The sequence below is a fragment of the Microcystis sp. LEGE 08355 genome (genome assembly GCF_015207185.1).
In the GTDB taxonomy this organism is placed as follows: Bacteria; Cyanobacteriota; Cyanobacteriia; order Cyanobacteriales; family Microcystaceae; genus Microcystis; species Microcystis panniformis.
On sequence record NZ_JADEXI010000039.1, the window covers coordinates 1 to 16,079 of the forward strand.

The 16,079-nt window shown below is 47.6% G+C and carries 27 protein-coding genes; 4 read left to right on the forward strand and 23 right to left on the reverse strand.

Annotation, left to right across the window (positions count from 1 at the left end; all coding sequences use genetic code 11):
* Positions 1–153: 153 nt before the first annotated feature.
* The 20 genes from rplO to IQ242_RS03670 form a co-directional block, all read right to left on the reverse strand.
* Positions 154–597, reverse strand: a complete 444-nt coding sequence (rplO, locus tag IQ242_RS03575) for a 50S ribosomal protein L15 (protein WP_193959064.1) — start codon at positions 595–597, stop codon at positions 154–156.
* 10 nt (positions 598–607) lie between these two features.
* Complete coding sequence (rpsE, locus tag IQ242_RS03580; protein WP_002757584.1) at positions 608–1,129, reverse strand: 30S ribosomal protein S5; 522 nt, start codon at positions 1,127–1,129, stop codon at positions 608–610.
* Between the two features lie 26 nt (positions 1,130–1,155).
* Positions 1,156–1,518 (reverse strand): 50S ribosomal protein L18, encoded by a 363-nt coding sequence (gene rplR / locus IQ242_RS03585; RefSeq protein ID WP_158200252.1) that lies wholly within the window; start codon positions 1,516–1,518, stop codon positions 1,156–1,158.
* A 3-nt stretch (positions 1,519–1,521) separates the two neighbouring features.
* Entirely contained in the window at positions 1,522–2,091 is a 570-nt protein-coding gene (rplF, locus tag IQ242_RS03590; protein ID WP_002771057.1) for a 50S ribosomal protein L6, read from the reverse strand.
* Between the two features lie 105 nt (positions 2,092–2,196).
* Positions 2,197–2,598: a 30S ribosomal protein S8 gene (rpsH, locus tag IQ242_RS03595; RefSeq protein ID WP_002734721.1), complete on the reverse strand. Its 402-nt coding sequence runs from the start codon at positions 2,596–2,598 to the stop codon at positions 2,197–2,199.
* Positions 2,599–3,043: 445 nt separating this feature from the next.
* Positions 3,044–3,583, reverse strand: coding sequence for a 50S ribosomal protein L5 (gene rplE / locus IQ242_RS03600; protein ID WP_002734750.1), 540 nt, complete (start codon positions 3,581–3,583; stop codon positions 3,044–3,046).
* A 54-nt stretch (positions 3,584–3,637) separates the two neighbouring features.
* Positions 3,638–3,991 carry a 50S ribosomal protein L24 gene (rplX, locus tag IQ242_RS03605; RefSeq protein WP_079206324.1) on the reverse strand — a complete coding sequence of 118 codons (354 nt, stop codon included), beginning with the start codon at positions 3,989–3,991 and terminating at the stop codon, positions 3,638–3,640.
* Between the two features lie 40 nt (positions 3,992–4,031).
* Positions 4,032–4,400 (reverse strand): 50S ribosomal protein L14, encoded by a 369-nt coding sequence (rplN, locus tag IQ242_RS03610; protein WP_002732358.1) that lies wholly within the window; start codon positions 4,398–4,400, stop codon positions 4,032–4,034.
* 20 nt (positions 4,401–4,420) lie between these two features.
* A complete protein-coding gene (gene rpsQ, locus IQ242_RS03615) occupies positions 4,421–4,663 on the reverse strand; it encodes a 30S ribosomal protein S17 (RefSeq protein ID WP_002734070.1) in 243 nt (80 codons plus the stop codon).
* Positions 4,664–4,669: 6 nt separating this feature from the next.
* Positions 4,670–4,888 carry a 50S ribosomal protein L29 gene (gene rpmC / locus IQ242_RS03620; RefSeq protein WP_002771048.1) on the reverse strand — a complete coding sequence of 73 codons (219 nt, stop codon included), beginning with the start codon at positions 4,886–4,888 and terminating at the stop codon, positions 4,670–4,672.
* Positions 4,888–5,307, reverse strand: a complete 420-nt coding sequence (rplP, locus tag IQ242_RS03625) for a 50S ribosomal protein L16 (RefSeq protein WP_002734310.1) — start codon at positions 5,305–5,307, stop codon at positions 4,888–4,890. Before rplP ends, rpmC begins: the two co-directional genes overlap by 1 nt.
* 30 nt (positions 5,308–5,337) lie before the next feature.
* Positions 5,338–6,066 (reverse strand): 30S ribosomal protein S3, encoded by a 729-nt coding sequence (gene rpsC / locus IQ242_RS03630; protein ID WP_061432468.1) that lies wholly within the window; start codon positions 6,064–6,066, stop codon positions 5,338–5,340.
* Positions 6,067–6,089: 23 nt separating this feature from the next.
* A complete protein-coding gene (gene rplV / locus IQ242_RS03635; RefSeq protein WP_150978028.1) occupies positions 6,090–6,449 on the reverse strand; it encodes a 50S ribosomal protein L22 in 360 nt (119 codons plus the stop codon).
* A gap of 111 nt (positions 6,450–6,560) precedes the next feature.
* Positions 6,561–6,842, reverse strand: a complete 282-nt coding sequence (rpsS, locus tag IQ242_RS03640) for a 30S ribosomal protein S19 (protein ID WP_002753908.1) — start codon at positions 6,840–6,842, stop codon at positions 6,561–6,563.
* A gap of 30 nt (positions 6,843–6,872) precedes the next feature.
* Positions 6,873–7,706: a 50S ribosomal protein L2 gene (gene rplB / locus IQ242_RS03645; RefSeq protein WP_002771036.1), complete on the reverse strand. Its 834-nt coding sequence runs from the start codon at positions 7,704–7,706 to the stop codon at positions 6,873–6,875.
* Positions 7,707–7,739: 33 nt separating this feature from the next.
* Entirely contained in the window at positions 7,740–8,045 is a 306-nt protein-coding gene (locus tag IQ242_RS03650; protein WP_002771034.1) for a 50S ribosomal protein L23, read from the reverse strand.
* A complete protein-coding gene (rplD, locus tag IQ242_RS03655; protein ID WP_002771031.1) occupies positions 8,035–8,667 on the reverse strand; it encodes a 50S ribosomal protein L4 in 633 nt (210 codons plus the stop codon). The genes IQ242_RS03650 and rplD overlap by 11 nt, the downstream gene beginning before the upstream one ends.
* A 20-nt stretch (positions 8,668–8,687) precedes the next feature.
* On the reverse strand, positions 8,688–9,326 hold the full coding sequence (gene rplC / locus IQ242_RS03660; RefSeq protein WP_002734589.1) for a 50S ribosomal protein L3: 639 nt from the start codon (positions 9,324–9,326) through the stop codon (positions 8,688–8,690).
* 818 nt (positions 9,327–10,144) lie between these two features.
* Positions 10,145–10,483, reverse strand: a complete 339-nt coding sequence (locus tag IQ242_RS03665; RefSeq protein ID WP_002746593.1) for a P-II family nitrogen regulator — start codon at positions 10,481–10,483, stop codon at positions 10,145–10,147.
* A 188-nt stretch (positions 10,484–10,671) separates the two neighbouring features.
* Positions 10,672–11,157, reverse strand: coding sequence for a DUF4079 domain-containing protein (locus tag IQ242_RS03670; protein ID WP_193959065.1), 486 nt, complete (start codon positions 11,155–11,157; stop codon positions 10,672–10,674).
* 198 nt (positions 11,158–11,355) lie between these two features.
* On the opposite strand from IQ242_RS03670, the gene IQ242_RS03675 reads away from it, so the two are divergent.
* The 4 genes from IQ242_RS03675 (at position 11,356) to IQ242_RS25785 (ending at position 13,794) form a co-directional block, all read left to right on the forward strand.
* Positions 11,356–12,015, forward strand: a complete 660-nt coding sequence (locus IQ242_RS03675; RefSeq protein WP_193959066.1) for a phosphoribosyltransferase — start codon at positions 11,356–11,358, stop codon at positions 12,013–12,015.
* 220 nt (positions 12,016–12,235) lie between these two features.
* Positions 12,236–12,505, forward strand: a complete 270-nt coding sequence (locus IQ242_RS03680; protein WP_193959067.1) for a hypothetical protein — start codon at positions 12,236–12,238, stop codon at positions 12,503–12,505.
* 74 nt (positions 12,506–12,579) lie between these two features.
* Positions 12,580–13,050: a hypothetical protein gene (locus tag IQ242_RS25780; RefSeq protein WP_228020798.1), complete on the forward strand. Its 471-nt coding sequence runs from the start codon at positions 12,580–12,582 to the stop codon at positions 13,048–13,050.
* Between the two features lie 201 nt (positions 13,051–13,251).
* A complete protein-coding gene (locus IQ242_RS25785; protein ID WP_228020799.1) occupies positions 13,252–13,794 on the forward strand; it encodes a hypothetical protein in 543 nt (180 codons plus the stop codon).
* 83 nt (positions 13,795–13,877) lie between these two features.
* Here IQ242_RS25785 and IQ242_RS03690 read toward each other — a convergent pair whose 3' ends face one another.
* The 3 genes from IQ242_RS03690 to IQ242_RS03700 all read right to left on the reverse strand — a co-directional run.
* The gene (locus tag IQ242_RS03690) at positions 13,878–14,591 is read right to left on the reverse strand and encodes a polysaccharide deacetylase family protein (protein WP_193959068.1); all 714 of its coding nucleotides are present in this window, start codon (positions 14,589–14,591) and stop codon (positions 13,878–13,880) included.
* A gap of 139 nt (positions 14,592–14,730) precedes the next feature.
* Positions 14,731–14,898 carry a hypothetical protein gene (locus IQ242_RS03695; protein ID WP_228020800.1) on the reverse strand — a complete coding sequence of 56 codons (168 nt, stop codon included), beginning with the start codon at positions 14,896–14,898 and terminating at the stop codon, positions 14,731–14,733.
* Between the two features lie 49 nt (positions 14,899–14,947).
* Positions 14,948–16,079: calcium-binding protein (locus IQ242_RS03700; protein ID WP_193959070.1), on the reverse strand; the 1,132-nt coding region annotated here is incomplete at its 5' end.

A 16,079-nucleotide genomic window follows, 5' to 3' on the forward strand; every position in this document is an offset into this window, starting at 1 on the left:
GGTGTAGGGTGTAGGGTGTGGGGAGAACAAAGCTGCCCTTTACCTTTTGCCTTTTGCCTTTTGCCTTTTGCCTTTTGCCTTTTGTCTTTTGCCTTTTATCTCCTGTCTCCTGTCTCCTGCCTTCTGCCGACCGCCTTCTGCCGACCGCCTCCGTTAAATTTCTTCCCAAGTACCTTGAGCGGCGGTAATTTTCTCTTTAGCACTATTGCTAAAAGCGGCGGCCTTCACCTTGAGGGGAACGGTAATTTCACCATCACCCAAAACTTTTAAAGGGCCGTCGTTACTGGTGAGAATTTTAGCTTCTAGGAGACTTTCCAGGGTGACTTCCGTATTAGCGGGTAAAGAAGCCAATTTTCTCAGATTAACGATTGTGTATTGACGGGGGTTAACCAAAGGAAAATGCTTTAATTTCGGCACCCGACGATAGAGGGGCATTTGTCCCCCCTCAAAACCGGGGCGAGTCCCTGTCCCAGAGCGAGATTTTTGTCCGCGCATTCCCAGACCGCAACTAGCACCCTGGCCGGCCGAGATACCCCGTCCCACACGACGACGGCGTTTAGTTGACCCCGGTTGGGGGGCGATTTCGTGGAGTTTCATGGTGATTTCTTTAGGTGTACAAATGTTCTACAGATACGCCTCGATCCTTGGCCACTTCCGAGAAAGTGCGGAGGGTTTCCAGGGCGTTAACGGCGGCTCTAGCGTTATTGAGGGGGTTATCGCTACCGAGTTGTTTAGCGAGGATATTTTTTACCCCGGCTAGTTCTAAAACGGTACGGACAGCACCCCCAGCAATAACCCCAGTCCCCGGAGCAGCCGGACGCATGAGCACCTGAGCGCCACCGGAAGCACCCCGGGTGAGGTGAGTGATAGAACTAGCTTTAGTTAAGGAGACTTCAATTAGTTGTTTTTTGCCATCGGCCACACCTTTACGGACGGCCCCGATAACATCCCCTGCTTTGCCGACTCCCACTCCCACCTGGCCGTTTTCATTACCGACCACGACGATAGCCCGGAAGCTGAGTTTTTTACCACCCTTAACCACTTTACTAACCCGGCGGATCTGGATGACCCGCTCTTGCCAAGTGGTTTCTTTTTCTTTTTCGCGGTTGCCTTTGCGACGTTTTGCCATGGTTTTATCAGTGTTGAAAGGATATTTTAGAAGTTTAAGCCTGCTGACCGAGCCGCTTCTGCTAAGGCTTTGACGCGACCGTGATAGAGATTGCCACCGCGATCAAAAACCACTTGTTCGATGCCTCTTTCTAGGGCCCGTTGGGCCACCAGTTTACCCACGGCAGCCGAGGCTTCTTGAGTAGCGGTGGATGCCAATTCCCCGCGCAAGGTGGCCTCTAGGGTAGAAGCGGCCGCAAGGGTATGTTGGGCTACGTCGTCGATAATTTGGGCGTAGATGTGGTTATTAGAACGAAATACGGATAAACGGGGCCGTTCAGCAGTGCCACTAAGTTTGCGACGCACACGCTGGTGACGACGACGGACTGATTCTTTGCGACTAAGTTTCATGGTTTATTTTTTACCTCCTTTACCGCCTTTAGCACCTTTACCGCCAGCTTTACCAACTTTGCGACGGACGACTTCACCAAGATAGCGAATCCCTTTTCCTTTATAGGGTTCGGGGGGACGAACTTCGCGGATTTTAGCGGCAATGTTACCGACCGCTTCTTTGTCGATGCCACTGACGATAACTTGGGTATTATTTTCTACGGCGACGGAAACACCATCGGGCATCTCCATTTCCACGGGTTTACTGTAACCAACATTAAGAACTAATTTACTACCCTGCGCCTGGGCGCGGTAGCCTACCCCTTGGATATCGAGGCGTTTTTGAAAGCCGGTAGCGACTCCTTCCACCATGTTGGCTACTAGAGTTCTACAAAGTCCGTGGCGTTCTCTGGCGGTACGCGAATCGTCTTGACGGGTAACGAGGATGGTTTCGCCATCTTTATTGATGGTGACGGCGGTGGGTAGGGTTCTCTGGAGAGTTCCTTTGGGCCCTTTCACCGTCACGGTAGCACCATCGATATCGACGGTGACTTTATTGGGAATAGGAATCGGGCGTTTGCCAATACGAGACATAACAGTTATCAGTTATCAGTGGGTCAGATATCAGGGAAGAGTTATCAGTGGGTCAGCTATCGGGTTTAAACTTGGAAAGGCTGACGGCTGATAGCTTATCCTTGTTTACCAGATGTAGCAAAGGACTTCGCCGCCAACGTTTTGTTTACGCGCTTCGCGATCGGTCATAATGCCTTTAGAGGTGGAAACAATGGCGATGCCAATGCCACCGAGGACGCGCGGTAAGTCTTTACTGTTGGAATAAACTCGTAAACCCGGTTTACTGACTCTGGTGAGGGTAGTAATGATCGGTTGACGGTTTTTGCCTTTATATTTGAGGGAAAGAACTAATTGAGATTTAATCCCCTCACCCACTTCCTCAAAGTCAGCAATAAAGCCTTCGTCCTTGAGAACTTGAGCAATACTGCGCGTCATCCGCGTGGTGGGAATTTGAGTAGTGGTCTGCCGAACCGCGCAAGCGTTACGGATGCGGGTCAGCATATCCGAGATGGTATCGTTAGCAGACATGAATTACCTGTTTTTCTCCTAAATTGGGATCAACATCAGTGGTCAGTTATCAGTTATCAGTTATCAGTGGTCAGTTATCAGTTATCAGTTATCAGATTTGAGTATTAAGTGAGTAGTATTAAATAGCAGTTTCCTGCTGTCTTTTGACTGAATCACTGTTTACTGTTTACTGTTCACTGTTTACTGTTCACTGTTTACTGGTCACTGATCACTTATTTACTGGTCACTGTTTACTTTTCTGGTTCTTCGGTTTGTGTTATGCAACGGACGGGAGTTATAAGGGATGGAACCCTTATACATAAAGGCATTTGGCGATTTTTGTCAATTGCTTTTGCTCTAGAGCGAACTAATCAATTAAATCTCTTGCCAGATAAGGATTTAGTCGATTTATGCCCCCCTATCAAACCATAACAAGTAACGAAGAACCACTTTTCTCTTGATTGATTTATCTAAAGGGCATTCCCATCTCTTTGAGGAGGGCGCGTCCTTCTTCGTCGTTTTTAGCGGTGGTGATGATTGAGATGTCCATCCCGCGAATTTGATCGATTTTGTCGTATTCAATTTCAGGGAAGATCAACTGTTCACGAATGCCTAAACTGTAGTTACCACGACCATCAAAACTGTTACCGCTGATACCGCGAAAGTCGCGAATGCGTGGTAAGGCCAGATTAATTAGACGGTCTAAAAAAGCGTACATTCGATCGCCGCGCAGTGTCACCATCACACCCACGGGCATTCCTTCGCGAATTTTGAAGCCAGCGATCGCTTTTTTAGCCCTAGTGACTACGGGTTGTTGTCCGGTGATGGTGGACAGTTCCTCCTTGGAAGACTCCAAAGCTTTGGCGTTTTGTGAAGCTTCCCCAAGACCGCGGTTAACAGTAATTTTGATAACTTTAGGTACTTGATGGATATTGGTATAACCAAATTGTTCTTTCAGTTTAGGAACAATGGTTTCTTGATAGGTGGTTTTTAGTTTTTGGCTCATAGTTTTTCTGCTTACTTTTCCTGGGCTTGGTCAGGAACTAGAATTGATGGGAAACTAATCAATAATTTCGCCAGTTTTCTTCAGTATCCGCACTTTCCGACCGTCTTCGGTAAAGGTATAACCCACCCGACTGGCGATTTTTTTCTTCTCGGAATAGAGCATCACTTTGGAACTGTGAATCGGTGCTTCGTAGGTAACGATTTGACCCGATTCTCCTTCCTGTTGGGGTTTAGTATGTTTGGTGCGGATATTAACTCCCTTGACCACCACGGTACTTTCTTGGGGTAGGGAGCGTAAAATTTCGCCCACTTTGCCCTTATCGGAACCGGCGATTACTTGAACAACATCCCCTTTTTTAACGTGCATTTTTTGCCTTTGGGGTGAGGTTTGACTGTTTTTCTTACTCATTTTTTTTGACCTCCGATTGCCTTGATAATTTTGACTTTGATCAGAGAACTTCTGGGGCTAAGGAAACAATTTTGGTGTAGTTTTTATCGCGCAATTCCCGGGCGACTGGACCAAAAACCCTAGTACCTTTGGGATTACCGTCATTATTAATAATCACGGCGGCGTTATCATCAAAACGGATGCTCATGCCACTATCGCGACGGACGGTTTGACGGGTCCGCACGATCACCGCAGTGACCACATCGGATTTTTTCACGGGCATATTGGGGATAGCGTCCTTAACCACGGCGATAATTTTGTCACCGATGCCACCGTAGGTACAGTTACCTGTTCCCAGCACCCGCAGACACATTAGTTTCCGCGCCCCGCTATTGTCAGCGACATTTAAGTAGGTTTGTTGTTGAATCACGGTTTTTACCTAGGTGAAATTTAACTATCGGTTAATATTTCCGCCACTTCCCAACGTTTGGTTTTACTGAGGGGGCGGGTTTCACGAATGCGAACTCGATCGCCTTGTTTGGCTTGATTTTCTGCGTCGTGAGCCTTAAATTTCTGGGTTTTCACGACGATTTTGCCGTATTTAGGGTGAGGAGAGCGGTTTTCAATGGCTACCACTACGGTTTTATCCATTTTGTCGCTGACTACTACCCCAACTCTTTCTTTAACTGCCATAACGGGTTATGCCTCCGGGGTGGACTGGGCTAGTTGGCGCTCCCGTTCTACGGTCAATAATTGGCCGAGACGGTGGCGGGTGTGTTTGAATTCGTGGGTTTTTTCCAAGCGGCGGGTGGCCTGTTGCAAACGCAATTCAAACAGTTTCTTTTTGGCATTGAGGATAGCATCAGCGATTTCCTCATCGCTCATCTTCCTCACTTCGGCGATTTTTGGTAGAGCCATTAGACAAAATCCTCCTCGCGAGTGATAAATTTGGTCTTAATCGGTAATTTTTGAGCCGCTAGGCGCATTGCTTCCCGGGCCACGGGTTCGGCTACCCCAGCAATCTCAAACATAATGAACCCCGGTTTAACCACGGCCACCCAGAATTCGGGGGAACCTTTCCCAGAACCCATCCGAGTTTCTGCGGCCCGTTGGGTGACGGGTTTATCGGGAAAAACGCGAATCCAGATTTTGCCACCCCGACGAATATAACGAGTCATTGCCCGTCTGGCCGCTTCGATTTGACGGGAAGTAATCCAACAGGGTTCGGTGGCTTGCAGGGCGAAATCGCCGAAATTAATCGTATTTCCGCCGGTGGCCAGCCCGCGCATCCGTCCGCGCTGTTGTTTGCGGAATTTTGTTCTTTTGGGACTTAACATGAGCTATTTACCACTGATAAATATTAGGGATCAGCCCTCACTAGAGCGATCTTCAAACTGTTGACGGCGACGCTGTTGACGGCGCGGTGCTTGAGCGGGAACGGCGGCGGCAATTTCTTCTTGGCCGGGGATAATTTCGCCCTTAAAGATCCAAACTTTCACGCCTAGAATCCCGTAGATGGTGCTGGCGGTTTTATAGGAGTAATCGATATCGGCCCGCAGGGTATGCAGGGGAACTCGTCCTTCCCGCACCCATTCAGTCCGAGCGATTTCTGCCCCGTTGAGACGACCGCTAACCTGAATTTTGATCCCTTTGACTTCGGCCCTTTGCGCCCGTTGGATAGCTTGCCGCACCACACGACGGAAGGAAACCCGTCTTTCTAATTGTTGGGCGATGTATTCGGCGATCAGGTTGGCATCGGCATCAACGCGAGCCACTTCGATGACGTTAATACGAATTTGACGCTGGCCACCGAGGGCTTTTTGTAAACCTAGGCGCAGCTGTTCGATTCCCGTGCCACCACGACCGACGACGACCCCGGGGCGAGCGGTATGGATGGAAATATCTACTTGATCGGCCTTGCGTTCGATGCGAATATCGGCGATACCGGCATTAGCGAGGTTTTTTTCGACGTATTCACGAATGCGGCGATCTTCTTGCAGTAGTTCGGGGTAACGTTTCGCGTCGGCATACCAGCAAGATTTGTGATCTTTGATAACGCCGAGACGAAAACCGAGGGGATGGATTTTTTGTCCCATTGTGGTTTTTCTAGTTAAGGTGATTAGTCTTCGTTGCTAGGAGCGACGGCGACGGTGATATGACAGGTGGGTTTGCGAATTTGGTAGGCGCGGCCTTGGGCCCGGGGTCGAAAACGTTTTAGGGTCGGGCCGCCATCGGCAAAGGCTTGGCTAACCACCAAAGTGGCGGGATCGAGTCCTTCGTTATTTTCGGCGTTGGCAACGGCGGAACGCAGGACTTTGAGAATCGGATCACAGGCCCGGTAGGGCATAAATTCGAGAATAATTAGGGCTTCCCGATAGGAGCGACCGCGGATCTGATCGAGTACCCGTCTGACTTTCAGGGGTGACATCCGAATATAGCGGGCGATCGCTTTGACTTCGTTAGAGGTATCGATGGTCATTTCAGTTATCAGTTATCAGTTATCAGTTATCAGTCATCAGTTATCAGTGATCAGTTATCAGCCTTGGTGATTTATGATCACGACTATCTAGCTGATGGAGTAGCGGCTGATTTATTTCCGTCCTGCTTTTTTGTCGCTCTTGGCGTGGCCGCGGAAGGTGCGGGTGGGAGCGAATTCACCGAGTTTATGACCGACCATCTGCTCGGAAACATAGACGGGAACGTGCTGTTTGCCGTTGTGAACTGCGATCGTGTGACCGACCATATCGGGAATGATTGTCGAGGCCCGGGACCAAGTTTTAATCACTTGTTTACTGCCCTGGGCGTTGAGTTTTTCGATTTTTTCCATCAGGTGGCCGGCGACAAATGGCCCCTTTTTCAGTGAACGACCCATAATTTTTAGTCAAAAGTAAAGTAATAATTTCTAACCCTGGTTACGACGGCGCACGATCAGATCGCTACTGCGTTTTTTCTTGTTGCGAGTTTTGCGACCGAGGGCGGGTTTACCCCAGGGAGTCATCGGGCCGGAACGTCCGATGGGAGCGCGACCCTCTCCACCTCCGTGCGGGTGATCGACTGGGTTCATGACGCTACCCCGAACATGAGGCCGTTGACCGCGGTGACGGGTACGGCCAGCTTTACCGAGACTGATGTTTCTCGCTTCGGCGTTACCGACTTTTCCGATGGTGGCGTAGCATTCACGCCGGATCATGCGTACTTCTTTGGAGGGGAGGCGGATGGTAACGTAATCGCCTTCTTTCGCTACCACTTGGGCGAAACCACCAGCAGCCCGCACCATTTGACCACCGCGACCGGGGACGAGTTCGATGTTATGAACTTCTGTCCCCAGGGGGATGCGACTTAAAGGTAGGGCATTACCGACCTCGAAGGGAGCGTTTTCTCCGGCGATGACGGTATCACCAACACCTAAACCGGCGGGGGCGATGATGTAGCGTTTTTCCCCGTCTTTGTAGAAAAGTAGGGCAATGCGGGCGTTACGGTTAGGATCGTACTCGATCGCCGCTACTGTGGCGGGAATATCCCGTTTATCGCGACGAAAATCGATAATCCGGTAGAGGCGCTTATGGCCGCCGCCCCGATGACGACTGGTGACGACACCGCGATTATTACGCCCTTGTTTGCTGTGTTTGTGATGAGTTAGGGACTTTTCCGGTTCGGTTTTGGTGATCTCCTTAAAGTCGGAGATGGCCGCCTGCCTTGTCCCGGGGGTTAAAGGTCTAAAAGAACGAATACCCATAGTTTAGTTTTCCGTTATCGGGTTTCTTGGTGGTTATACGTCGGGATAGAGGGCGATCGAGTCGCCTGCTGCTAGGGTCACGATCGCGCGTTTGTATTGGGGTTTGTAACCGAGGAAACGGCCGACGCGTTTTTTCTGACGAGAGGGGCGGCTGGTGTTCACTTTCGTTACTTTCACGTCAAACAACAACTCGATCGCCGCTTGAATTTCCGGCTTGGTCGCTTTCAAAGCGACATCGAAGACGTATTTATTTTGTTCTAGGAGTAGGGTGGCTTTCTCGGTGACGATCGGCTTTAGGATCAGATCGGCTAGTTGTCTGGCTTCAGTTTTAAGCACCATAGACCTCCTCAATTTTAGCTAGGGCTGCGGCGGTGGCGATAACTCGATCGGCTAGGATGACATCATAGACGTTGAGACTATCGGCGCGAATAATTTTGAGATTGCAGATATTACGTCCCGATAAATAGACATTTTCGGGAATTTCCGTCAAAATCAGCAGAATTTTTTCCTCTGGACTGGCTCCCCAGCGACTTAAGGCAGCGGTGAGTTCTTTGGTTTTGGGTTGGGAGAATTGTTCAGCGAAGCTTTCCACCACGATAAAGTTATCGGCCTGGCTGATCAAAGCGGTTCTCAGGGCTAATCTTTTCTCTTTGCGATTGACCTTAACCTCAAAATCTCTCGGTTTTGGTCCGAAGATGACACCGCCACCACGCCAGAGGGGAGAACGGATCGAACCGGCCCTGGCCCGACCGGTGCCTTTTTGCCGCCAGGGTTTGCGACCACCACCGCGCACTTCCGAGCGGGTTTTGGTGGAGGCGTTACCTTGACGGGCCGCCGCTAGATGGCTGACGACGACGCGGTGAATTAGGTGTTTGGCGGTTTCGGGTTTAGCGGTTTTCAGTTCCAGGGTGCCTGTTCCCGCTTCTTCCCCTTGCCAATTTTTGACTGTGTAGTTAACCATGGCTTTAATCTTTCCTTGCCCTATTTACCAAATTTCTTGGCGGGGGTGATGTTTAACAGGGTTCCTGGTTTACCCGGGACGGCTCCTTTGATCAGGATTAGGTTGCGTTCGCTATCGATTTTGACCACGGACAGTTTGCGGATGGTCACTTGGGTGGCCCCGTATTGTCCGGCCATTCTCTTACCCGGGAAGACGCGGCCGGGGGTAGTACCGGCACCGGTGGAACCGGGGAGACGGTGGTTTTTGGAACCGTGGGTCATGTTACCGCGTTTGAAGTTATGGCGTTTTTGATAGCCGGAGAAACCTCGTCCGATGGTGGTTCCAGCCACATCGACTAAATCGCCTTCTTGGAAGATAGCGGCGGTAATTTCTTGGCCTAAAGTGTAAGCGGACGCGTCCTCGAGGCGGTATTCGATTAAATGCCGCAGGGGGGAGACACCGGCTTTGGCTAAATGACCGAGTAGCGGTTTATTGAGGGCTTTTTCTTTGACGGTTTTGTATCCCACTTGGATGGATTCATAACCGTCGGTTTTTTTCGTTTTGACTTGGGTGACGGGACAGGGACCGGCTTGAACGACGGTGACGGGAATGGCGACTCCCGTTTTGTTGTCGAAGATTTGGGTCATGCCCAGTTTTGTACCGAGGATACCGATAGACACGGATTGTTCTCTTTATCTTTACTAGACGACAATCAAAAATAACGTGGCCGTGGCTATAGGAGCGAGAAAAATCTTTCCCGCTTTATCAGCCTGCCCAACTTGAATGACTTTTTTCGAGTTATTTAAGCTGGCATCCCGTTAGATTCGTAAGTAGGACTAGACAGGGTTGCTGGTTCTGCCTAGATTGTTGCTGGTCTTTGTTTCTTCGGGACTTAAAGGGTTGATCTTCAGTATCCCGGCGAAGACCTAGCGACCAAGGCGGTTCTGCTTGGCAGTGCCTTCAGCACCACCTAACACCGATTTTGGCCACAATCAAACATTATATAACATTTTGGACTTTTTAGGCAAGAGGTTTTTTTAGTCACCGGCAATGATCCTATCTAGTCTGGCTGAAGGAAGGGGTGACAATGAGGTTAAAGTCTAGGCTGGGTGCGGGGTCTAGGCTGTGGGGTTGTGGGAAAATCTTCTCGCTGTCACCCTTCAAATTGATTAACTTAATTCTCTCGTCTTCATTTCGGGGAAAGTCTCAAGGTTTTTCCCTACCCCCCACACCCTGTTTCACTTTCAATCTGCTTGTCACCCCTTCAGGTTTCTGGTACTTTTTTAGCCCAAAAATTCGCAAAACTCTTTTCTAGCAAGGCTTAAACTGATATTCAGCAGATTGCAATTATAGTATTTATCTTAATGGTGAGGTACAAAGTTTTTGTTTGGGGGAATCGGTCGTTGGTGGTCGATATCAAATTAGGTTACACTGCTTGATGGGAATTGCCTTCAATGGGGGGGATGACAGCATTGTACTATCATCCCTTGTTTGGAGGTTAAATCGCTTGCAGGTCTTTTTCGCCGGTACGGATGCGGACGATCTGTTCCACGGGGGAGATGAAGATTTTACCGTCTCCGATTTCACCGGTACGGGCCGCCGAAATCAGCTTATCGACGACCATATCGACTTGCTTATCTTCGACGACGATCTCGATCTTGAGTTTTTGGAGAAATTCGACGGTGTACTCGGAACCGCGATAACGTTCCGATTGACCTTTCTGACGACCGAAACCTCTAACTTCGGAGACGGTCATCCCGACAATGCCCGCATTAACTAGGGCGATTTTCACCTCTTCCAGTTTAAAGGGTCGGATAATCGCTTCTACTTTCTTCAAAATATCTATCTCCTCGTTGCGTGACGATACTTTACTTTCTTGGTAAATTAACTGTTAATTCTAAACGCAGAATCCCGACAATAGCGCTTAAAGTCATGATTTCTTCAATTATTTTCCTTGGCCACAGTCTTCCACCGTGAAAAACTTCCAGGTGGGAAATAGCCCACCCGAAGCCATAAATAAACCAACTAGAGAGATAATCCTAACTGAAGACCAAAAACACCGTGAACTAGCAGTAAAATTAGGGCAATACTGCCGATATAGGCGTGGATAGTCCGGAAAAGTTCTTTTTTCCCGCCAGCGAAGCCAGTGAGGGATAATAATCCATTGAAAGCTAGTAAACCGATCGCGAGCGATCCTGTCCAGAAATGGCTGCTTTCGAGGATGGGATGTTTCTGCATGACTAGGGATAAAACACCACCGGTGTAACCGAGAGCGATAAATAAAAACAGCCAAGGGGCGAGTTTGCGGTGATCAGCCCGATTTTTGGCTACTACTTCCCCATCTTGGCTTAAACGGCTTTGCCAACCGGCATAGGCAGTATAACTACCCATAACTAAAACCACAATCCCCATCATGACTGGATGTCCCCAATGAACGATCGGTTCGGGAGTTCCGAGACTGCGAAAGGCAGCGGCGATCGGCTCTAGCGCATCACTTAAACTTTGATTCATGTTTGTTACCTAACTTTACAAAACCCTTTTGCCTAAGATTTTAGCCGATCTCCGGACTGGAAAAACTGCGGTTAGCCGAAAAAATGTCAAGCCTTCGCTAAATTTCTTAACATTTCAGCTAGAGATGAGCGGAGAAATATAGAATAGAGTCAGGGGAGACTAGGGATCTCCACGGGGATTAGCCCCCAGGAGGGAGTTATGACTTATCTGCTCAAAGATCGGCGATCAGCAGGGAGACTATTAGCTAGTTACTTGACAGAATATACCAATAGTGCTGGGGTGCTAGTTTTGGCTTTGCCCCGGGGTGGGGTTCCGATCGCCTTTGAAATTGCCCAAAGGTTACACTTGCCTTTAGATCTGTGTTTGGTGCGAAAATTAGGTGTACCGGAGCGCAAAGAGTTAGCTTTTGGGGCGATCGGTCAAAATGGGGTGCGGGTGATCAATGAAAGTATCGTTGACGACTTGCACCTATCGGAGGCGATGATGGAACGGGTAGCAAAGGAAGAAATGCTCGAATTAGAGCGACGCGATCGCTTGTATCGAGGTGAACGCCCCTTTCCAGTCTTGACGGGAAAAACGATTATTCTAGTAGATGATGGGATCGCTACGGGAGCAACGATTAAAGCGGCGATTCTGACCCTTAAAGCTGGGAATCCCGCTGCTATTATTATTGCTGTTCCTGTTGCCCCACCGGAAGTCTGTGATCAATTAGAAAAATTAGTCGATCGAGTAATTTGCCTACATAAACCCTACGAATTGAGATCAATTTCTCTTTGGTACGAAGATTTTTCCCAAACCAGCGATGAGGAGGTGCAAACACTTTTAGCCAGCGTCGATAGTTCTTTGATTTCAGTTTAGGGAAGAAGGGAGAGAGAATGGGTGCATCTCATTTTTTTAAATCTACTAAGTTGGGATTTTTAAGGAGAAACTCTCTTTTAAAATTGGCCATTACTTTCGATTTTATCACTCAATCCAAGCTTTTGGGGGGATCAAACCTAGGCTGTTGACTTTGTTGGTTTTAAGGTAAAATTATTTCATACAATAATGTTGTCGTTAAAATCAAGCAGAGGAAAAGTAAATGCAAGAGTTTAAAAGTCCAGTTAGTAGATTAGCACGGTTATTTCAGAAAGGTCGAGATAGCTGGAAAGAAAAAGCCTTAGATAAACAAAAAAAAATTAGATCACTAGAAATAAAAGTCAGAGATTTATCTGCGTCACGAGAGCAATGGAAACAACGTGCGCTGGCAGCAGAATCACAGATAAAAGAGCAGAATATAGAAGCAGAAATAGTCAAAAAAAAAGAAGAAACTGAAACCGAGGAAGCAAAGGTGAGAACAGTGAGGAATTAAATATCAAAGGTCATTCTTACGATGTTAAGACAATTCAGCAAGCTTTAGGACTTTTAATTGATTGTGGCATCAGTTTGAGAGCGACAGAGAAAGTATTCGAGTTATTTGATTCTGAATCAAAGACAACTCCCAGCTTTAGTTGTATAAGAAAATGGCTAGGAAGAATTGGAATATATGAATTGACAAGGAAAAAAGAATATCGAGATGATTGGATATTTATTATTGATTTTACCATCGAACTAGGAAAGCAAAAAGCTCTAGTCGTATTAGGAGTTTTGCGGCAGTATCTTATCGAACAAGTAATTGCTCAAGAACGAGGTTTATCACCTGAAGATGTAGAACTACTAGGATTAGAAATTATGGATTCGACAAAAGGGGAAATAATCCTTAGTAAGCTAGATAAAATAACTGAACGAGTAGGTAAACCAGTACAAATAGTCGCAGATCATGGTAGTGACCTTGCACGTGGAATCAAGCTATATCAAGAAAATTATCCAGAAGTCATTTACACTCATGATGTCACTCATGCAATGGCTTTGCTTTGAAAATATAGGTTAGATGCAGATGATAGATATCAGTCATTTATTCAAAAATGTAATATATGTAGACAAAGACTCCAACAAACAGAATTATCTTTTTTATCTCCTCCAGCGCAACGTTCTCAGTGTCGTTACTTTAATGTTGAAAGACTGACTAATTGGGGAATTAATCTGTTAAACTCTCCAGAAGAGACTCTGATTAAATTAATGCCAGATATTGAACCTTCGCTGATTTATCCGAAAATAATAGAGAAGTTGAGATGGTTAGTTGATTACGAAGCAGACTTGATTTACTGGAATCAAATGGTGACAATGACACGCAGTCTAGAAACCCAATTAAAACAATTAGGAATTAATTTTCAATCTCTGAAATATTTTCAGGAAAATCAATTTGAATTTGTTAACAGTTCCCTTCAGGATTTCCAACAACAGCTCTTTGATTACCTGACTAATCATTGTTCACAAATCAAGGATAAAGAAGCTTTTTTAGCCACTTCTGATGTGATTGAATCGTTGTTGGGAAAATATAAGCAATTTTCTGCACGTTGTCCATTTAAAGAGATGGGACAGATGTTATTAACCATTTGTTTATCTACGATGAATCTAACGACTGGCGTTGTGAAAAGTGCACTCGAAGCCATTAGTTTTGCCGATGTTAAAGAATGGCTCGTTGAAGTTTTTGGACAATCTATGCTCTCAAAGAGAAAAACTTTATTTTCAGCCAATATTGACGACACAGAAACTGCATGAACTTTTATCATTCAAAAAGGTACAGAGTCAACAGCCTAGGCCACACCCTACACCCAGGAAAAACTTTTTGCCGCAAACCCTACTTAACGTTTGTGATCAACTAATTGGCTGAGAGTCACCACCTGATAACCTCGATCGTGTAATTTCGCTAATAAATTCTTCAGCACGATCGCCGTATTCTCATCTCTTTCGGGGGAACCACCGTGAAGCACTACAATCGCCCCGGGGAAAATAAATTGCGAGATATACCAAGTGGTAAATTGAGGATGATTCGTTCCTTTTCTGGTATCTAAAGGGATCATGGAAGCGAGGGCAAATCGGGACTCGTAGCCAGAGAATTTACCCAAAAACGAGCGCATAGATTGATTATAGAAGGCTTGACCGGGACGATACCAGCGCGGCGCTTGACCGGCAAGACGACTTAAAATATCGTTAGCTTCCCGAAACTGACTAGCAAAAGCGTCGGCAGCCAGTTGACTGGTGCGGAGATCTTGGCTGCCGTGATTAGCGATTTCGTGACCTTGGGCGATTAGACGCTCAATCAAGGTGGAGTTCGGTTGCAGGTGTCCCGTGATCAGAAAAAAAGTCGCCTTGACGGGAGTTGCCCGGCTGGCTTTTTCTTGATTATGAGCGGCGATCGCGGCTAAAATGCGATCGGTGGATTTTTCTTCGGGATCGTTGGGAGTGGGTAGATCATCGATAGTAAGGGCGATAATTTTCTCTCCTGTCGGTTGATAGAAAATTGCCCCTGGGAAAAGTCGAGCGACGCTCGAGATAATTAATTTGGCAATGCTCATTTGGGGGGTTAAGGGATGAGAAGAGAAGCAAAGATTAGCGATTACAGGCTAGTGACTGAAAGAATATTTCTCTAGGAGATATTTTCGCATTTTATTCAGTTTCTGCATCAGCGACAAAACTGAGGATAGCGACTCCTGGTCAAAATAGGGTAGTGGTCACGATCGCCGCAGCTAATCCCAGACGCTGATGACAACTACCAAACCGGTGAGCCTTTTCTCCTAAAGCCGAGCGATCGGATGCTGGTAGCTTGAAAGCTGAGATAATCCAGATAAAAACCCTATGAACATTGGAAAGACCCCCAGTCACAGTAGGAGAAGAGTCTCCTACTGCCTGCAAACTTAAATGATCTCTCAATCTAGATCACTACCACTGGTGTGGCGACAGCAATGTCGTAATCACTCAGTTGAATGATTGCATCACTAGCGGCTTGGAAACCGGCCACTCCATTATTGAGAGCGATAAAAGTACCACTTTGACCTGTCACTTTAAAAGCCGCCGCCGTGTTAGCAGCAAAGGCCGCATTAGTCAAGACCAACTGAATCGCCGCTGCGGTTAAAGAAGTAGCTGTCCCTTTCGATGCGGTCAAAGTGATTGGTGCAATAGACCCAGGGGCATTAATGCTATCAAGACTGGCACCCGTACCATTGTAGCCTTGAATAACATCAAAGCCACTCAGCAGCGACTCACCGAGAGAATTGTAATTCAAAGTATCCAATCCATCGCTTCCCGTCAGGATATCTTTGCCAAGACCACCTGTCAGGCTATCATTACCAGCCTCACCGGTGAGGGAATTGGCCAGACTATTGCCCACAATGGTGTCGTTGAGGCTACCACCAATGACATTTTCAAAGGCAGTGGCACTAGCTAGGGTGAGAGTGAGATTTCCGGCGGTGACGGTTTGGGCGGCGGTACTGCCGAGATTGAGGTTAATGGTTTTAGTTGTGGTCGCCGCAAAGTTGAGGGTATCGATTCCAGAGGCATCAATGAGGCGATCGCTACCCAAGACCAGATCCGTGTCGAAGAGGTAAGTGTCGTTATCAGCCCCACCATCGAGGGTGTCGTTGCCAAGGCCGCCGTCGAGGGTGTCGTTGCCATCACCACCATCCATCGAGTCAACACCAACACCGCCATCGAGGACATTGTTGCCACTGTTGCCCGTGAGGACGTTGTTTTTGTCATTGCCAGTCGCGTTGATATCGGCACTTCCCGTCAGGGTCAGATTCTCAATCCCATATCCTTGGTTATCAGGTGTCCCCGGCGCTAGGGAATAGGTGACTGAGGCAAATACCGTATCGGCCGTTCCCCCTAGCTCATCATCGAAGACCTCCTTAACGATGTCATCACTGTTGTCCACGAAGTAGGTGTCGTTGCCATCACCACCATCCATCGAGTCAACACCAACACCGCCATCGAGGACATTGTTGCCACTGTTGCCCGTGAGGACGTTGTTTTTGTCATTGCCAGTCGCGTTGATATCGGCACTTCCC

Coding starts and splice junctions, on each gene's coding strand:
- rplE (WP_002734750.1), bottom strand. CDS start 3,583: ATGAGCCAAAAACTAAAAACCACCTATCAAGAAACCATTGTTCCTAAA.
- IQ242_RS03650 (WP_002771034.1), bottom strand. CDS start 8,045: ATGGTGCTTAAAACTGAAGCCAGACAACTAGCCGATCTGATCCTAAAG.
- rplD (WP_002771031.1), bottom strand. CDS start 8,667: ATGGTTAACTACACAGTCAAAAATTGGCAAGGGGAAGAAGCGGGAACA.
- IQ242_RS25785 (WP_228020799.1), top strand. CDS start 13,252: ATGCCAGATATTGAACCTTCGCTGATTTATCCGAAAATAATAGAGAAG.
- rplF (WP_002771057.1), bottom strand. CDS start 2,091: ATGTCTCGTATTGGCAAACGCCCGATTCCTATTCCCAATAAAGTCACC.
- IQ242_RS03670 (WP_193959065.1), bottom strand. CDS start 11,157: ATGAATCAAAGTTTAAGTGATGCGCTAGAGCCGATCGCCGCTGCCTTT.
- rplB (WP_002771036.1), bottom strand. CDS start 7,706: ATGGGTATTCGTTCTTTTAGACCTTTAACCCCCGGGACAAGGCAGGCG.
- rplP (WP_002734310.1), bottom strand. CDS start 5,307: ATGTTAAGTCCCAAAAGAACAAAATTCCGCAAACAACAGCGCGGACGG.
- IQ242_RS03680 (WP_193959067.1), top strand. CDS start 12,236: ATGCAAGAGTTTAAAAGTCCAGTTAGTAGATTAGCACGGTTATTTCAG.
- rplX (WP_079206324.1), bottom strand. CDS start 3,991: ATGAGTAAGAAAAACAGTCAAACCTCACCCCAAAGGCAAAAAATGCAC.
- rpmC (WP_002771048.1), bottom strand. CDS start 4,888: ATGGCTCTACCAAAAATCGCCGAAGTGAGGAAGATGAGCGATGAGGAA.
- rplO (WP_193959064.1), bottom strand. CDS start 597: ATGAAACTCCACGAAATCGCCCCCCAACCGGGGTCAACTAAACGCCGT.
- rpsH (WP_002734721.1), bottom strand. CDS start 2,598: ATGTCTGCTAACGATACCATCTCGGATATGCTGACCCGCATCCGTAAC.
- rpsS (WP_002753908.1), bottom strand. CDS start 6,842: ATGGGTCGTTCACTGAAAAAGGGGCCATTTGTCGCCGGCCACCTGATG.
- IQ242_RS03675 (WP_193959066.1), top strand. CDS start 11,356: ATGACTTATCTGCTCAAAGATCGGCGATCAGCAGGGAGACTATTAGCT.
- rpsE (WP_002757584.1), bottom strand. CDS start 1,129: ATGGCAAAACGTCGCAAAGGCAACCGCGAAAAAGAAAAAGAAACCACT.
- rpsC (WP_061432468.1), bottom strand. CDS start 6,066: ATGGGACAAAAAATCCATCCCCTCGGTTTTCGTCTCGGCGTTATCAAA.
- rpsQ (WP_002734070.1), bottom strand. CDS start 4,663: ATGGCAGTTAAAGAAAGAGTTGGGGTAGTAGTCAGCGACAAAATGGAT.
- rplV (WP_150978028.1), bottom strand. CDS start 6,449: ATGACCATCGATACCTCTAACGAAGTCAAAGCGATCGCCCGCTATATT.
- IQ242_RS03690 (WP_193959068.1), bottom strand. CDS start 14,591: ATGAGCATTGCCAAATTAATTATCTCGAGCGTCGCTCGACTTTTCCCA.
- rplR (WP_158200252.1), bottom strand. CDS start 1,518: ATGAAACTTAGTCGCAAAGAATCAGTCCGTCGTCGTCACCAGCGTGTG.